Here is a 16,161-nt window from a genome sequence, read left to right as displayed (position 1 = left end):
GCGGCGCCCGGCGCCCGGCGCCCGGAGAACCCGGGGTCGCCCCGCTCCTAGTGGCCCTCCGCCAGCACCCGCAGCCCCAGCTCCGCCGCCAGTACCGGGGCCAGGTCGAGGAGCTGGGCCGGGCTGATCACCGCGCCCGAGAGGCGGTCCACGCCGCGGGACAGCTCCAGCGGTGCGGCGCCGCGCAGGTCGACGTCGGTCAGGGTGGCCGCGCCGAGGTCGGCCTGCTTGAGGGCGCAGTCCACGAACTCCACCCGCTCCAGGCGGGCGCCGCCGAAGTCCGGCTCGACCAGGACGCAGCCCTCGAAGACGACGTCCTTGAGGCGGGCCCGGCGCAGATTGAGGTAGTCGATCTTGCCGCCCCGGATCAGGACCCGCTCCAGTACGGCGCCGTGCAGCTGGGTGCCGCCGAGGCGGGCGTCGAGCAGCTCGACGTCGCGCAGGGTGGCCTCGGCGAGGTTCGTGCCCACGCCGCGCACGGCGGTGAGGACCGTGTCGAGCAGCCGGGCCCTGGGCAGTGACGTCTCGTCCAGCGCGCAGCCCGTCAGGAGGCAGTCCATGAAGCGGGCGCCCGAGCCCTGCTGCCCGGTGAGGTCCGCCTCCCGGAACTCCAGCGCGTCGTAGTCCCCGTCCGGCTCCAGACCGCCGTCCGCGTACGGCGTGAGCGGCGGGAGCCGCAGCTCCGGACGCCTCGCCCCGCGCACCGTCGTCGTACCGCGCCCGCCCGCCGCTCTCCTCGCCATCCCCCCATGCTGCCCCCTGCCACCGACAGCCGCCGCCGGCCTGCGCGAACGCCCTGCCTCCCGGACGGATGTCACACCCGGTACCCCCGCGAACGTCCTAGGGACGGACGGCCGCCGCACCGGGTGGCCCGGCCGCGACCCCGACCCGAGGGAGAACCCGAGTCATGCATCGCATCACCGTCATCGGCGGCGGCTTCGCCGGACTGGCCGCGGCCATCACCGCGGCCGAGGCGGGCGCCAAGGTCACCGTGCACGAGGCCCACCACACGCTCGGCGGGCGGGCCCGGACCGCCGACGGCCCCTACCGGACCAACGACGGCCCGCACGCCCTCTACAACGGCGGCCCGCACTGGTCCTGGCTGCGCCGGCGCGACCTGATCGGCCCGCTCGCGCCCCTTCCGCCGCTGGAGGCGGCCCGGCTGCGGCTGCGGCACAGGGGGGCGCTGCGCCGCACCCCGCCGTTCGCCATGCTGAAACTGCTGCGCCGGGGCGTCGGCCCGGCCCCGGTCGAGACCGACTTCCTGACCTGGGCGACCGGCGTCGTGGGCGAGGAGGGCGCCCGGGCCGCCGCCCACTACAGCGCCGTGGCCCTGTTCCACCACGACCCGGGGTCGTTGTCCGCCGCCTTCGTGCAGGAGCGGCTGCGCCGGGCCGCCAAGCTGCCGCCCGAGGCGCACTACCCGCGCGGTGGCTGGTCCACGGTCGTGGACCGGATGGCCGCCCTGGCCTGGAACCTCGGCGTCCGCATCGAGACGCTCTCCCGCGTCGACACCCTGCCCACCGACGCCCCCGTCGTCGTCGCCACCTCCCTCGACGCGGCCCGCCGGCTGCTGGACGACCCGTCGCTGACCTGGCCGAGCGGCCGGACCGCCCTGGTCGACCTGGCCGTACGGACCCGGCGCGGCGACGCCTTCGCCGTCTCCGACCTGGACGCGCCGGGGTGGATCGAGCGGTTCACGGCGCAGGACCGCACCCTGGCGCCGGCGGGCGAGCAGCTGATTCAGGGGCAGATCCCCCTCGCGCCGGTGGAGTCCAAGGCGGACGGCACCGCACGGGCCGAGCAGCTGCTCGACCTCGGCTTCCCCGGCTGGCGCGAGCGGCTGACCTGGCGGCGCGAGGCGGTCGCGCACGGCCGTACCGGCGCCGTCGACCTGCCCGGCACCACCTGGCGCGACCGGCCGGCCGTCGACCGCGGCGACGGGGTCTACCTCGCCGGTGACCAGGTCGCCTCGCCCGGTCTGCTCTCCGAGGTCTCCTTCAACAGCGCCCTGACGGCGGTCTCCCTCGCCCTCGGACGGCACGAGCTCGACCTCAAGCATGCCTGAGGTCGTTGAGCGGGCGCGCAGGCATCCGCACGAGCGCGCTTTCCGGGGGTCCGTCACGCACGCCGTCCGCGCGCACCGCGCCCCGGAGACCCGGAGGACGACCGGGAGGGCGGTGCGGGAACCGTGACCGCGGGAGGGCGGCGCCGATCCGTCCGACGGGGTGCGCAACAAAATGCGACACGTCCCGAACCATGGTCTTCTGGCCCAATGAGTGGCTCCCGGACCGGTGAACCCGGCGCGCCCGCGGAGGCCGATCCCCGCCGCTGGTGGGGGCTGGTCGTCATCGCCCTGGCCCAGCTGATGGTCGTCCTCGACGCGACGATCGTGAACATCGCGCTGCCCTCCGCACAGCGCGACCTCGACATGTCCGACGCCAACCGGCAGTGGGTGATCACCGCGTACACCCTCGCGTTCGGCGGTCTGCTGCTGCTGGGCGGGCGGGTCGCGGACCTGGTGGGGCGCAAACGCACCTTCGTCATCGGCCTGATCGGCTTCGCCGGCGCCTCGGCGATCGGCGGCGCCGCCACCACCTCGGTGATGCTCTTCGGCGCCCGTGCCCTCCAGGGCGTCTTCGCCGCCCTCCTCGCGCCGTCCGCGCTGTCCCTGCTGACGACGACGTTCACCGACGCGAAGGAACGCGGCAAGGCCTTCGGCATCTACGGCGCGCTGGCGGGCAGCGGCTCGGCGATCGGCTTCATCGTCGGCGGCGTGCTCACCGAGTACCTCAACTGGCGCTGGTGCCTGTACGTCAACATCCCCATCGCCGTCGTCGCCGTCATCGGCGCGTTCGCCCTGCTGCACGACCGGCCCGGGCACGCCGACGCCCGTCTCGACGTGCCCGGCGTGATCCTCGGCTGCGGTGGTCTGGTCTCCCTGGTCTACGGCTTCAGCGAGGCCCAGCCCCGCGGCTGGACCGACCCGCTGGTGCTGTCCCTGTTCGCGCTGGCCGTGGTCCTGCTGACCGCCTTCGTGTGGTGGCAGACCCGGGCGGCCACGCCCCTGCTGCCGCTGCACGTCATCCGGGACCGCAACCGGGCCGGCTGCTTCCTGACGATGATGCTGGCGGTCATCGGCATGTTCGGGCTGTTCCTGTTCATGACCTACTACCTCCAGGTCATCCTGGGCTACTCGCCCGTGCGGACCGGTCTGGCGTTCCTGCCGCTGACCGCGGCGATCGTCGTGGGCTCCACCCAGATCTCGGCCCGGCTGCTGCCGCACGTGGGCCCGCGCATGCTGATGGTGCCGGGCATGCTCCTCGCCTCCGGCGGCATGGTGATCCTCACGCGGATGACCGTGCACTCGGCGTACGCCTCCGAGATCCTCCCGGCGCTGCTCCTGATGGGCCTCGGCATGGGCCTGACGTTCATGCCGGTGTTCTCCACGGCCACCGCCGGGGTCGCCCCCAAGGACTCCGGCGTGACCTCCGCGACGGTCAACACCTCGCAGCAGGTGGGCGGCTCGATCGGTACGGCGCTGCTCAACACCATCGCGACCAGTACGAGCGCCTCGTGGATCACCGCGCACCTGACCGACCCCGCGCAGCGGGAGCTGATCGTGCGGGAGGGGATCGTGCACGGGTACACCGTCGCCATCTGGGTGGCCGCGGGCGTCATGCTGCTGGCGGGGATCATCGCGGGGGTGATGGTGACGGCGAAGGCGCCGAAGCACGGCCATCCCGCGGAGAGCCCGGTGCGCGAGCCGGTGGGCTGAGGCCGGGGCGGTAATCCGGGTGCCCGGGACCGGGGGCCCCCGGTAGCCTCGGCCGGGTGATTGTCGTACCCGAACAACTCGCGGCGTCGCAGGCGAAGTACAACGGGGAGGCGGGGCGCGCGTTCGTGGCGGGGCTGCCCGCGCTGGCGGAGGAATTCCTCCGGCGGTGGGACCTGCGGCTCGACGGGCCGTCGATGCACGGCTGGGCGGCGCTGGTGCTGCCGGTGGTGCGCGGCGACGGTACCGAGGCCGTGCTGAAGCTCCAGATCGTCGACGCGGAGTCCGAGGGCGAGCCCGTCGCCCTGCGAACGTGGGCCGGGGACGGCGCGGTGCGGCTGCTCGACCACGACGCGGCCACCGGGACGATGCTCCTGGAGCGCCTGGACGCCGGTCGCATGCTCAGTCACGTCGAGGACTCCCGCGAGGCCGTCCTGGTCATCGCCCGGCTGCTGGCCCACCTCACCGCGACCCCCGCCCCGCCCGGGATGCGCCGGCTCGGCGACATCGCGCGGGGCATGCTGGAGCGGACGCCCGGAACGCTGGAGCGCATCGCGGACCCGGCGGACCGGCGGCTGGTCGCCGACTGCGCCGCCGCCGTGCGCGAGGTCGCCGACGAGCCGGGCGACCGGCTGCTGCACTGGGACCTGCACTACGAGAACGTGCTCGCCGCGGACCGCGCCCGCTGGCTCGCCATCGACCCCAAACCGCTGGCCGGCGACCCCGCGTTCGACCTGCTCCCCGCGCTCGACAACCGCTACGACCCGGCGCAGACGCGCTGGCGCTTCGACGCCATGACCGACGTCCTCGGCCTGGACCGGGAGCGGGCCCGCGCCTGGTCCCTCGGCCGCGTGCTGCAGAACAGCCTGTGGAACGTCGAGGACGGGGACCCCCTGGAGCAGCCGCAGTTGGAGATCGGGCGGCTGCTGCGCGACCTGTGAGCAGCGCCGCGTCCCCGCCCGGCGGTCCTCAGCACCGGGAGTCGGGGTCCGGCTCCCGGGCACGTTCCCGGCGTCCGCCGCGCTCCAGCGCGCCCGGCAGCTCCGTCCGGCGCCGTATCCGCAGTTTGCGGTAGGTGCTGGTCAGGTGGGTCTCCACGGTGCGCCGGGCGAGGTGCAGCAGCTCGGCGATCTCGGTGTTGGTGCGGCCGTCGGCGGCCAGTTCGGCGATCCGGCGCTCGCTGCCGGTCAGGGCCCCGGCACCGGTGCGGGAGGCCACCGGGCTGCGGGCGCCGCCCTCGCGCAGGGCCTGGTCGGCCAGGGTGACCCAGCGCAGGGCGCCCTGGCGTTCGGCCAGTTCCGCCGCCTCGCGCAGCCGGGCCCGGGCGCGTCCGCGCTCACCCGCGTCGAGGAGCTGGCGGCCCTGGGCGAGCAGCGCGGGGATCAGCTCGGTGTCGGTGTCGGCGGGCGCGTCGCGCAGGGTCCGTACCGCCTCCTCGGCCAGTTCGAGACCGCGCCGCCCGCCGGTCGCGGTGCCCAGCACGCGCAGCGCGCGGCCCACGGTCCGCGGGGTGTTCCACACCCGGGCCAGCCGCAGCTCCTCCGTCGCCAGGGCCAGCGCCTCGGGGCCGCCGCCCAGCGCCAGCCGGCACTCGGCGACCGCGGTGCGCCACGGGGTGACGACGGGGCTGATCACCTCGCGGGCCGCCTGGCGGCGTCCGCACTCCAGGAAGTCGTGCAGGGCGCCCGCCGGGTCGCCGGTGGCGGCGCGCAGCACGCCCCGCGCGTACAGGTAGCGGTTCAGCTCCCAGTTCTCCGGCGCCTCGCGCAGGTCGAAGCGGTCGGCGTGGCGCAGGGCCTCGTCGGTGCGGCCGGTGTGGACGAGGGCCGTCAGGGCGTGGGCGTCCCGGTTGGTGGGGTGCGGGCCGAGTCCGGGCTCGGCGGCGAGGGCGAGCAGCCGGGTGTGCCGGCCGCGCGCGGCGGCGATGTCGGCGCGGGTGTTGAGCAGGGCGTGCTGCATCGGGTGCAGCAGCGCGGGGTGCTGTCCGGCCAGACCGCGTTCCACGAGCCGTTCGGCCTCGTCGAGTTCGTCGGCCCACTGGGCGACCGCGGCGGCGGTGCCGAGGAGGAAGGGTTCGGCGAGCGGGTCGGTGGGCTGGGCCAGCAGGTCCCGTACCCGGGCCATCGCCTCCTCGGCGGAGATCAGCGCGGCCGTCGCCGCGTACCGCACCAGCAGGGCCTGTCCTGCGGTGCCGACCAGCTCCGGGGAGTGCCGTCCGGTCTCGCTCAGCCACCGGTACACCTCCTGCCGGGTGGCGAGGTCCTCGTCGGACAGCAGCGCGGTGGCGGTCTGCACGGTGCGGGCGAGATCCGGGTGGCCGGAGAGGCGGCCCTCCGTGCGGCGCAGCACCTCCATCGCGGTGCGGATCTCGCCGCGGCCGGCCAGGGCGGTGCCCAGGGCGACGGCGGTGCGCACCTGGTTGCGGGGGTCGGCCGGCAGGTGCTGGGCCTCGGCGAGCCGCGCGATGGCGGCCGGGGTGTCGGCCGACGCGTACTCCAGGGAGCCCAGTTCGGTCAGCAGCCGCTGGCGGAGGCCGTCGGGCAGCGGTTCGTCCAGGGCCCGGCGCAGGTAGCCGACGGCGTCGGCGGGCCGGGCGTCGTGCACGGCGACGGTCACCGCGTCGCGCAGCACGCGCAGCGCCCAGGACAGGCCGACGGCCGGGGTGCGCAGCAGGTGACGGGCGACCGCCTCGACCCGGTCGCCGCGGCGCAGCATCGCCTCCGCCGCCGCCCGGTGCACGGCCTCCCGGCGCGGCCGGGGCCAGCCGGTGAGGACGGCGTCGCGCAGCAGCGGGTGCGCGTAGCGGGGACGCCCGCCCGCGTCGGGGCGCAGCAGCCCGAGCCGTGTCATGGCGGCGAGCCAGCCCTCGACCCGTACGGGGTCGGCACCGGCCGCCTCGGCGAGCACGCCGACCGGGTCCCCGGCCGGACCCGGGGCCCGGGGCGGGGAGGGAGTGCGCCAGAGCGTCGTGCGGTGCGGGGCGTGCGCGGGCGGATCGGTACGGCCGTAGGCGGCGGCGCCGGGCGCGGACCGGGGCCGGTCGCCGTACGGGGCGTGGGCCGCGGGCGGCGGGGACCAGGCGTGCGGCGCCCCCGCCCCGTCGCCCGGCTCGGTGGGGTGCGGGTAGGGACCCTGCTCGGCGTGCTCCGGTCCGGAGCCCGCTCCCGCGCCGGCCGGGAAGGCCACGCCGTGCGCCCACGACGGTGCCGTCCGCGGGTCCCCGGCGCCGTCGGCCGGGTCGGCACCCCACCCGTCCGAGCGACGGGCCGGGTCGGCGCCCCACCCGTCCGAGCGACGGGCCGGGTCGGCGCCCCACCCGTCCGAGCGGCGGTCGCCCGAGTCCGGACCCCACCTGTCCGGGCGGCCGTCGGCCGGGTCCGGACCCCACCTGTCCGGGCGGCCGTCGGCCGGGTCCGTTCCCGATCCGTCCGAGCGGCGGTCGGCCGGGTCCGGTCCCCACCCGTCCGAGCGGCGGTCGCCCGAGTCCGGACCCCACCCGTCCGGGCGGCCGTCGGCCGGGTCCGCTCCCCACCCGTCCGGGCGGCCGTCGGCCGAGTCCGGACCCCACCCGTCCGGGCGGCCGTCGGCCGGGTCCGGCGTCCACACGTCCCGGCAGCCCGGTGCGGTGTCCCCGGGCCGGCGCGTGCGCACCGCCGGGGTGTCGTGCGGGTGCCGGTGCACGGGTTCGGACGGCGGGGCCCACGGGTGCGCGAGGGCATGCCGAAGCGCGCCCCGGGGCGGCGGCGGACCGGCGGGCCGGTCCCGCGCCGGTTCCTGACCGGTGGGCCCGGCCTGCTCCAGGGCGGCGAGGGCGCGCGCCACGTCGGCGGTCGCGGGGCCCGCGCCGTTCAGCCACCAGGAGACGGCCGCCGGGTAGGACCCGGGGTACAGCGCGGCGCAGCTGTCCGGCACGGGTGCCAGGCCGTCCGGGTGCGGGGTGCCGCCGAGGTCGTCCAGCAGGGCGTGCAGGAGCAGCGGGCTGCCCGCACCGGCCAGGACCACCTCCCGCGTCCACGGCGCGGGCGCGTCCGGGAAGGCGTCGCGGACCAGCTCGGCCGCCGCCGCGTCGCTGAGCGGAGCGAGGGTGTGGGTGCGCACCAGGGACGGCGGCAGCGCCTGGGTGAGGCCCGGGGGCCGCGGGTCGATGTCGTACTGGCTGCGCTCGGTGGCGACCAGCAGTAGCGGTAATCGGTCGGCGTGCCGGGCCGCCTCCGCCAGCCAGCGGCGGGAGGAGTCGTCGGCGAGGTGCACGTCGTCGACGGCCACCAGGACCGGGTCCCGGTCCGCGTGGGAGCGCAGCAGCCGCCACAGCCGGGCCGCGCTGCCCCGGTCGTCGCCGCCCGGCGTCATGTCCGTGAACTCCGGGACCGGGCCGAGGAGATGGAGGACCATGGAGAAGGGCACCGGGGTGTCCTCGGGCGAGCAGCGCACACGCAGCACCCGCAGGCCGCGGTCCTCGGCGTGCCGGGCGGCGGTCTCCAGCACGGAGGTGCGTCCGGTGCCGCCGGCTCCGCGCAGCAGGACGAGGCGGCCGGTGCCGGCCCGGGCACGCTCGATCTCGGCGGCCAACAGCGCGTGGGCGTCGTCGCGTTCACGGAGCGGTCCGGTCATCGGTGCCTCCAGTGGTGGATGGTGTTCCCCCGGTGGGTGAGACGAGCGATCGCGGTCAACGGTGGTGCGAAGTGGCGCGGGTCACGGTGACTCGCGGCCGGTTCTCCCGGTCCGCGCGTCCTCGCGCGAGCCCGGTGACGTGCCCTGACCTCTGCCCGGCGGGCACTTGCGGTGGCCGGAGCGCCGGTCTCGTGGTGTACCTCGTGGTGGTCCACGATTGCGAAGTCCCAGCGGTCCCATAAGTGTGGAACACGCACATCCGCTACCGGCCTGTGCTGGATTGCGGGCACGTGAAGAGGGGGGAAACGGTTGTTCAACTCACCCCGGAACACCACCACATCGGTCACGTCGGCCACCTCGGCCCGTGGTTCGGGCCCGGCCGTCGGCGTGGTCGACCGGCGGGTCCCGGTGGCGGTGTCCGCTCCGGACCCGATCAGCCGCGAGGGCGCGGTCAGCCAGTTGCGCCGGCACCCGGAGATCGATCTGCGCGAGGAGTCGGGGCCCGGCACGGTGGCCCTGCTCATCGAGGACGCGCTCGACGACGGGGCGCTGACCCGGCTGCGCCGGATCGTGCGCAGCGAGGGCTCGCGGGCCGTGCTCGTGGTCGGCGCGATCCGCGAGAGCGAACTGCTCGACGTCGTCGAGTGCGGTGTCGGCGCCATCGTCTGGCGGCACGAGGCCACCGCCCACCGGCTGGTGCAGGCGGTCCTGGCCGCCTCGCGCGGCGACGGCGACCTGCCCGCGGACCTGCTGGGCCGGCTGATCAGCCAGGTCGGCACCCTGCACCGGGGCGCGGCGGGCCGCCCCGGCGCCCCCTCGCTGGGCCTCGCACCCCGAGAGGTGGACGTCCTGCGGCTGGTCGCCGAGGGTCTCGACACCGGAGAGATCGCCGGCAAGTTGTCCTACTCCGAACGCACCGTCAAGAACGTCATGCACGGGCTCACCACACGGCTCCATCTGCGCAATCGCGCCCACGCCGTGGCCTATGCCCTCCGGGAAGGCTACATCTGACCGAACGGGCAATCGAACAGGGTCCCTTGGGCCCGTACGGGCAGCGCGCGCTGCCCGGCCGCCGTCCCCGCCGCGCGTGCGGACGGGAGGGCTCCGGGGGCACGATCGACGACGGGCGTCGTTGAACGGGCCGGCACGGGCCGGGCGCGGGCCGTACGGGCAGGGCTAGGCGGGAGCACGAGCGTGATCCACGAGGTGGACGAGGTCCTCAAGGCCCTCCTCAAGAGCGGGGCGTTGGCGGACTCGGGCATCGACGTGGCCTTCGAGGCGCCCACCCGTGACTGGGCGGCCCGCCGCAACGCCCCCGTGGTCAACACCTACCTGTACGACATCCGCGAGGACGTGAGCCGCAGGCACCGGGGCCAGATGGCGGTGCGCGACCAGGACGACATCGTCCTCAAGCGCCGCCAGCCGCCCCGCTGGTTCCGGCTGTCGTACCTGGTGACGGCCTGGACGAAGACCCCGCAGGACGAGCACCGGCTGCTGTCCGCCGTCCTGGCGACGCTGCTGCCCCGTGAGCTGCTGCCGCCCTCCGAACTCCCCGGCTCGCTGGGCGCGCTGGGGCTGTCGGTGCCGCTGACGGTGGCCGGCATCCAGACCGAGTCCCGTTCCCTCGCCGAGATCTGGTCCGCCCTGGGCGGCGAGCTGAAGCCGTCCCTGGACCTGGTGGTGACCGCGCCCTTCCCGGCCTTCCCGGAGTACGAAGCCGGGCCGCCGGTCACCGAGGGCGCGACGGTCCGGGTCGGCGGCATGGAGGGCGACCCGCCGCTGCCCGAAGGGCGCTCGCACCGGCCGCACCAGGTGGCGGCCGCGCGCACCGCCCGCGCCGCCCGCAAGGGCGCCCCGGACGGCCGTACGAAACGGCAGTGAACCGCGTGACGACTGTGAACACCCCCCGCACCGGCGCGCCGGCCGCCCAGGCGCCCGCCCCGCCCGCCGGGCCCGGCCCGTACGACGACCCGGCACAGGTGCTGCTCGCCCGGCTCGGCGTCCTGCGGTCCCGGGTGACCGCGCTGGTCGAGCACCGCACCGCCGACGACCCCACGGCCGACGACCCGCTGCGCGGCCTCTACCTGCCCGACGAGGCCGTCCACCACCTGCTGCGCACCTGGCCGTCCGGCACCGGTGCGTCCGGGGCCGTGGAGCCGCCGGTCGGCGCCGCCGGCCCGGCCGGACCGGGGGACCGGCTGGCGCGGCTGGCCGGGCGGACGGGGCTGACCGAACTGGACACGGCCGCCCTGCTCGTCGCCCTCGCGCCCGACGTGGACCGCACCTTCGAGCCGCTCTACGGCTACCTCAACAACGACGTCAGCCGCCGGCGCGCGACCGTGGGCCTCGCCCTCGACCTGTGCGGGGTGGCCGCGCACGCGGCGGAGGCCCGCTCCCGCTTCCACGCCTCCGCGCCGCTGCGCGCCCTCGGCCTGCTGGAGGTGGAGGATCCCGAGCGTCCTTTCCTCACCCGTGCGCTGCGGGTGCCGGACCGGCTGATCGGCCATCTGCTCGGCGACGACGCCCCGGACGCCGCGCTCCTCGGCCTGCTCCTGCCGATGCCGGACCCGCTGCCCGCCCCGGGCGCCGACGCCGACGACTTCGTACGCCGGCTGGCCGGCCGGCTGCGCGAGGGACCGCTCACCGTCTACCTGCGCGAACCGCGCGAGGGCGACGGCCTGGCCGCCGTCGCCTCCGTCCTGGCCGCCGCGGGAGTCGACGCGCTGCGCTGCACCGAGCCCGCGGACCACGTGTCCGAGCTGCTGCGCGAAGCCCGCCTCGGCGGCCGGGCGGTCGTGGTGGCGGGCCTGCCCGACAAGCCGGGCCCGCTGGTGCGGGCGCTGGCCGAGGCCGGGGACGTGACCGTGCTCGTGACGGACCCCCGCCCCTACGATCCGCACTGGTCGCCGACCGACCCGCTGGTCCTGGACGCGCCGGGCCGCCGGGCCGGGGGCGCGGCCGCCTGGCGGGCCGCGCTGGGCGCCGACGCCGACGGGTTCGACCTGGCCTCGGCCGTCGCCCCGTACCGGCTCGGCGGGGACCGCATCCAGCGCGCCGCGCACGCCGCCCGCGCCCTTGCGGCCTTCGACGGCACCCCGGTCACCGCGGAGCACGTCCGGCTCGCCGCCCGGCGGCAGTCGGCCTCCGGCCTGGAGAGCCACGCCCGGCGGATCCGGCCCGCCGTGGACTGGCAGGACCTGGTGCTGCCCGGCAAACCCCTCGTCCAGCTGCGCGAACTCGCCCTGCGCGCCCGCCACCGCGACCGTGTCCTCGGCGACTGGCGGCTCAGCGCGGGCGGTGGCCGCGGCCGGGGCGTCCTCGGCCTGTTCGCGGGCGAGTCCGGCACCGGCAAGACCCTGTCGGCGGAGGTCGTCGCCGCCGACCTGGGCCTCGACCTGTACGTGGTCCAGCTGTCGTCGGTCGTGGACAAGTACGTCGGCGAGACCGAGAAGAACCTGGAGCGGATCTTCACGGAGGCCGACCGCACCGACGCCGTGCTCCTCTTCGACGAGGCCGACGCCGTGTTCGGCAAGCGCTCCGAGGTCAAGGACGCGCACGACAAGTACGCCAACATGGAGAGCGCCTACCTGCTCCAGCGGCTGGAGTCCTTCGACGGCATCGCCCTGCTCACCACCAACCTGCGCGCCAACATCGACGAGGCGTTCACCCGACGCCTGGACCTGGTGGTCGACTTCCCGTTCCCGGACGCCGAGCAGCGGCTGGCGCTGTGGCGGCACGGGCTGTCCCGGGTCCCGACGGCCGACGGCATCGACCCGGAGCCGCTGGCCCGGGAGTTCGAGCTGGCCGGCGGTTCGATCCGCAGCGCGGTGGTCACCGCCGCGTACCTCGCCGCCGGGCGCGACGACACGGTGACGGCGGACGACCTCCTGGAGGGCGCCCGCCGTGAGTACCGCAAGGCCGGCCGGCTGGTCCCCGGGGAAGGCGGCTGGTGACCGCGGGGACCGGCCGGGCCGTCAGTCCTTCTTCGGGTGGATGATCTCCCACTCCTGGTCGTCGACGTTGCTGCAGTTGTCGAGCACCATCTTGGAGAAGAGGGCCCCGCCGTTCGCGCCCTCCACTCCGAGGCACTTCTGGTTGCTGGAGAAGTTGCGGATCCAGTAGGCGCCGCTGTCCTGCTTGTCGACCCACCAGAGCTGGTTGTCGGTCGACGTGGTGCTGTCGCAGTGGAACTCGGTGACCGGTGTCCCCACGGCGGCCGCACCGTGGTACGGCAGGTCCATGCAGAACTTGTCCTTGATGTTCCGGATCTGGAAGAGCGCCGCGCCGCCGGGGCCGCCCTTCTTGTACTTCACCTCCAGGTTCCAGATCTGGTTGTCCCCGTCGGTGTCGTCACAGACGGCCTGCTGGACGGGTCCGTCGGCCACGCCCTTGTCCCGGCCGGGGAGTTCGGCGCACATGTGGCTGACGGTGTTGCGCAGCAGGATGTTCTCGGCGGGAACCACCGGCTTCGGGGCCGGCTTGGCGGGCTTCTTGGTCTCCCCGCCGCCCTTGTCCTCCTCGCCCTTGTCGGCACCGCCGCCGTCGTCCTTCGACTCCTGAGCGGCCGGCTGCTGGGCCTGCGGCTGCTCGGCGGGCGCGGACTCGGGGGTGCTGGGCAGGGCCAGCGCGCTCTCGCTGGGGCTGGGTGAGAGGGCGACGCCCGCCTGCTGGGTCTGCTCGGTGGCGCTGGTGCGCACCTGCGGCTTGTAGGCGATCCAGATCATCACGAACGCCAGCGCCAGCGCCACGGAGATCCCCAGGAACGTCGCCAGCCAGCGCGGCAGGAAGCCGCGCTGCACGTACGTCCCCTCGACCTCCGACGGATCGACTCCCGAGCGGCGGACCGTCAACGTGTACGGCCGCTCCTCCTTCGACCCGAACCAGATCACCTGCTTCGGCTTCAGCGTCGTCTCCACGAACGCCGCGCGGCCCGGCTCGATCTGCACGTTCGAGGGCCGCACCTCGTACGACAGGTGGTCCCCGGTGTCGCTCCCCACCACCGACGCCGTGACCTTGGTGTTGCCGAGGTTGTCCACCGCCAGCCGCGGCCGGCCCCGGAAGCGGCCCTTGACCACCGGCGGCACCAGCTCGGCCCGCACCTCGGTGAACGCGGTGATCGTGAGGTTCCCCTCCGGCACCGTCACCGCGTCGGGGTGCTCCGTCGGGGTGATCCGCACCGCGTACGGGTTGGGACCCGCCACCGCGTCCGGCGTGCGCGGCGGGGCGAAGGTCAGCTCCACGGTGCCGGTCGTGCCCGGATACAGCCGCAGGGTCTGCGGCTCCACCGTCGTCCAGGGAGCCACCTCCCCCACCGGCTCGAACCGGTACTCGTCCACCACGTCGCCGGTATTGCGCACCCTCAGGCGCACGCGCGTACTGCTGCCGGGGTCCACGGTCGCGGACGCGGGCTCCAGGGAAGTCCACAGGCTCACCCGGCGAGGCTACGGGTGAACTCGCCGCGCGTCAGCGGCAGTCGGGGCAGTGCTCGCTGCCCCAAGGTGCCTGGCCGGGCGGCTGCCCGGCCCGCGGGGTCAGTCCTTGTTCGGGTGGATGATCTCCCACTCCTGGTCGTCGGTGTTGGTGCAGTCGGCGATGTTCAGCGGGGTCTCGGTGCCGCCGTTCTGGCCCTTCACGTTCAGGCACGTGTTGTTGCTGGCGAAGTTGCGGATCCAGTAGGCCCCGCTCTCCTGCTTGTCGGCCCACCAGAGCTGGTTGTCGGCCTTCGTGCCGTCGCAGTGGAACTCGGCGACCCCCGTGCCGACGGGGCGGGCACCGTACTCCCCCAGGTCCATGCAGAACTGGTCGGTGGCGTTGCGGATCTGGAAGAGCGGCGCCCCGCCGGGGCCGCCCTTCGGGTCCTTCACTTCGAGGTGCCAGTACTCGTTGTCGCCCTCTTCGTGGCAGTTGGCCTGCTGGACCACGCCGTTGATCCGGCCCTTCTCCCGTCCCGGGATGTCGGCGCACATGTGGGTGGTGGTGTTGCGCAGCATGACGTTCCTGGCCGGGACCACGGGCTTGTCGGCCGGTGCGGCGGGCTTCCCCGCTCCGCCGCCTCCGTCTCCCGAACCGTCGCCGCCACCGCCGCCGTTCCCGGACTTCTCGGGGGCCGGCTGCTCGGGCGGTGCCGCCGGTGCGGACTCGGCGGTGCTGGGCAGCGTCTCGGGGGTGGCGCTGGGGCTGGGCGCGAGCGCGGCACCGGCCTGCTGGGTCTGCTCGGTGGCGCTGGTGCGCACCTGCGGCTTGTAGGCGATCCAGATCATCACGAACGCCAGCGCCAGGGCCACGGAGACGCCGAGGAACGTGGCCAGCCAGCGGGGCAGGAAGCCGCGCTGCACGTACGTGCCCTCGACGTCGGTCGGATCGACGCCGGAGCGGCGCACCGCCAGCCTGTAGGGCCGTTCCTCCTTGGAACCGAACCAGATGACCCGCTTCGGCTTCAGCGTCGTCTCCACGAACACCGCGCGCCCCGGTTCGACCTGCACGTTCGAGGGCCGGATCTCGTACGACAGGTGGTCGCCGGTGTCGCTGCCCGCGACGGACGCCGTGACCTTGGTGTTGCCGAGGTTGTCCACCGCCAGCCGCGGCCGGCCCCGGAAGCGGCCCTTCACCACCGGCGGCACCAGCTCGGCCCGCACCTCGGTGAACGCGGTGATCGTGAGGTTCCCCTCCGGCACCGTCACCGCGTCGGGGTGCTCCGTCGGGGTGATCCGCACCGCGTACGGGTTGGGACCCGCCGTCGCGTCCGGCGTGCGCGGCGGGGCGAAGGTCAGCTCCACGGTGCCGGTCGTGCCCGGATACAGCCGCAGGGTCTGCGGCTCCACCGTCGTCCAGGGCGCGATGTCCCCGACCGGCTCGAACCGGTATTCGTCCACCACGTCGCCGGTGTTGCGCACCCTCAGGCGCACGCGCGTACTGCTGCCGGGGTCCACGGTCGCGGACGCGGGCTCCAGGGAAGTCCACAGGCTCATCGGATCCGTACCGTTCTACTCCGTGTCGTCCTCGTGGTCCGTGGCCGCTCTCTGGACGGCGACGGACGGGGCGACCTCGTGCCCGGCCTTGAAGGCCGCCGAGTCGTTCACCGCCGCGACCTCGGAGCCCTGCCCCGGGTCCGTGACGGCGGGGCCGCCGGCACCGCTCGGGCTGCCCGTCTCCGTGATTCCCCTGCTGTTCTTGTCGAGGTGGCTGGCCTCGTGGGCGAGGATCCCCTCGTTGCCGATGGCGGACGGACCGAGGTACACGTCCATGCCGATCGTCATGGCCTCGGCGCCCATGGCCGCCGTCGCACGCTGGGCGACGGGGTCGGCGTGCACGCGCGCGTGGGCGAGGTTGGGGTTCTGGTAGAACGTCGTCGCCTTGGCGAGGAAGGACCCGGGGAGCGGCGAGCTGGGCGTGTTCTGCGCGGCGGCCAGCAGCTGGCTCTGCCCCTCCGGGCTCCGGTCGTCGATTCCGTCGTGCCCGCACCCGGCGCCGTGCTGGTGCGTGTCCCGGCCGATGGCGCGCTGGACGGCGTTGTTGCCCGCGGAACCCTGGAGGGCCAGGACCGTCGCGGGGCTCATCGGCCCGCCGCTCACCGCGGTGGTGGGCGCGGTCACGGCCGGGTGCGGAGCCCGAGCACCCCGCACGGCCTTCTGCTCGGTGGCTTCCTCGTGCGCGCGCACCCTGCTCCCTTCGACGCCGGACGTCCGGCCACCAGCCTTACCGGAGCGTCTCCGCCTCCGACAGGTCCGTGAGGGCAACGCCGGGGGCAGCGCGGCGGCGTCGCCCCCGGTCCCGGC

Annotated in this window: 11 protein-coding genes; 6 read left to right on the top strand and 5 right to left on the bottom strand. The window is 75.2% G+C overall.

Annotation, left to right across the window (positions count from 1 at the left end; translation table 11 throughout):
- Positions 1–47 precede the first annotated feature (47 nt).
- Entirely contained in the window at positions 48–743 is a 696-nt protein-coding gene (locus ACIBCJ_RS21130) for a pentapeptide repeat-containing protein (protein ID WP_365980789.1), read from the bottom strand.
- Between the two features lie 164 nt (positions 744–907).
- Between ACIBCJ_RS21130 and ACIBCJ_RS21125 the strand changes: the two genes are divergently transcribed.
- From ACIBCJ_RS21125 to ACIBCJ_RS21115, 3 genes are all read left to right on the top strand, one after another.
- Entirely contained in the window at positions 908–2,068 is a 1,161-nt protein-coding gene (locus tag ACIBCJ_RS21125; RefSeq protein ID WP_365980790.1) for an NAD(P)-binding protein, read from the top strand.
- 207 nt (positions 2,069–2,275) lie between these two features.
- The gene (locus tag ACIBCJ_RS21120; RefSeq protein WP_365980791.1) at positions 2,276–3,778 is read left to right on the top strand and encodes an MFS transporter; all 1,503 of its coding nucleotides are present in this window, start codon (positions 2,276–2,278) and stop codon (positions 3,776–3,778) included.
- A gap of 56 nt (positions 3,779–3,834) precedes the next feature.
- Entirely contained in the window at positions 3,835–4,716 is an 882-nt protein-coding gene (locus ACIBCJ_RS21115; RefSeq protein WP_365980792.1) for an aminoglycoside phosphotransferase family protein, read from the top strand.
- Positions 4,717–4,744: 28 nt separating this feature from the next.
- Here ACIBCJ_RS21115 and ACIBCJ_RS21110 read toward each other — a convergent pair whose 3' ends face one another.
- Positions 4,745–8,386, bottom strand: a complete 3,642-nt coding sequence (locus tag ACIBCJ_RS21110) for an AAA family ATPase (protein WP_365980793.1) — start codon at positions 8,384–8,386, stop codon at positions 4,745–4,747.
- Between the two features lie 309 nt (positions 8,387–8,695).
- Between ACIBCJ_RS21110 and ACIBCJ_RS21105 the strand changes: the two genes are divergently transcribed.
- The 3 genes from ACIBCJ_RS21105 (at position 8,696) to ACIBCJ_RS21095 (ending at position 12,339) form a co-directional block, all read left to right on the top strand.
- Positions 8,696–9,397: a response regulator transcription factor gene (locus ACIBCJ_RS21105; protein WP_243860141.1), complete on the top strand. Its 702-nt coding sequence runs from the start codon at positions 8,696–8,698 to the stop codon at positions 9,395–9,397.
- A 183-nt stretch (positions 9,398–9,580) separates the two neighbouring features.
- A complete protein-coding gene (locus ACIBCJ_RS21100) occupies positions 9,581–10,267 on the top strand; it encodes a DUF4255 domain-containing protein (RefSeq protein ID WP_365980794.1) in 687 nt (228 codons plus the stop codon).
- Positions 10,268–10,281: 14 nt separating this feature from the next.
- Positions 10,282–12,339: an ATP-binding protein gene (locus tag ACIBCJ_RS21095; protein ID WP_399283063.1), complete on the top strand. Its 2,058-nt coding sequence runs from the start codon at positions 10,282–10,284 to the stop codon at positions 12,337–12,339.
- Between the two features lie 21 nt (positions 12,340–12,360).
- On the opposite strand, the gene ACIBCJ_RS21090 is transcribed toward ACIBCJ_RS21095, so the two are convergent.
- The 3 genes from ACIBCJ_RS21090 to ACIBCJ_RS21080 all read right to left on the bottom strand — a co-directional run bounded on the left by ACIBCJ_RS21090 (position 12,361) and on the right by ACIBCJ_RS21080 (position 16,044).
- Positions 12,361–13,818, bottom strand: coding sequence for an RICIN domain-containing protein (locus ACIBCJ_RS21090; RefSeq protein WP_365980796.1), 1,458 nt, complete (start codon positions 13,816–13,818; stop codon positions 12,361–12,363).
- Positions 13,819–13,917: 99 nt separating this feature from the next.
- Complete coding sequence (locus ACIBCJ_RS21085) at positions 13,918–15,354, bottom strand: RICIN domain-containing protein (RefSeq protein WP_365980797.1); 1,437 nt, start codon at positions 15,352–15,354, stop codon at positions 13,918–13,920.
- Positions 15,355–15,369: 15 nt separating this feature from the next.
- Positions 15,370–16,044 carry a DUF4157 domain-containing protein gene (locus ACIBCJ_RS21080; RefSeq protein WP_362101726.1) on the bottom strand — a complete coding sequence of 225 codons (675 nt, stop codon included), beginning with the start codon at positions 16,042–16,044 and terminating at the stop codon, positions 15,370–15,372.
- Between the last annotated feature and the right edge of the window lie 117 nt (positions 16,045–16,161).

Source organism: Streptomyces sp. NPDC051136 (assembly GCF_044455745.1).
Lineage (GTDB): Bacteria > Actinomycetota > Actinomycetes > Streptomycetales > Streptomycetaceae > Streptomyces.
Note: the sequence above shows the minus strand (reverse complement) of the source record. Positions and strands in the feature narration are given on the sequence as shown.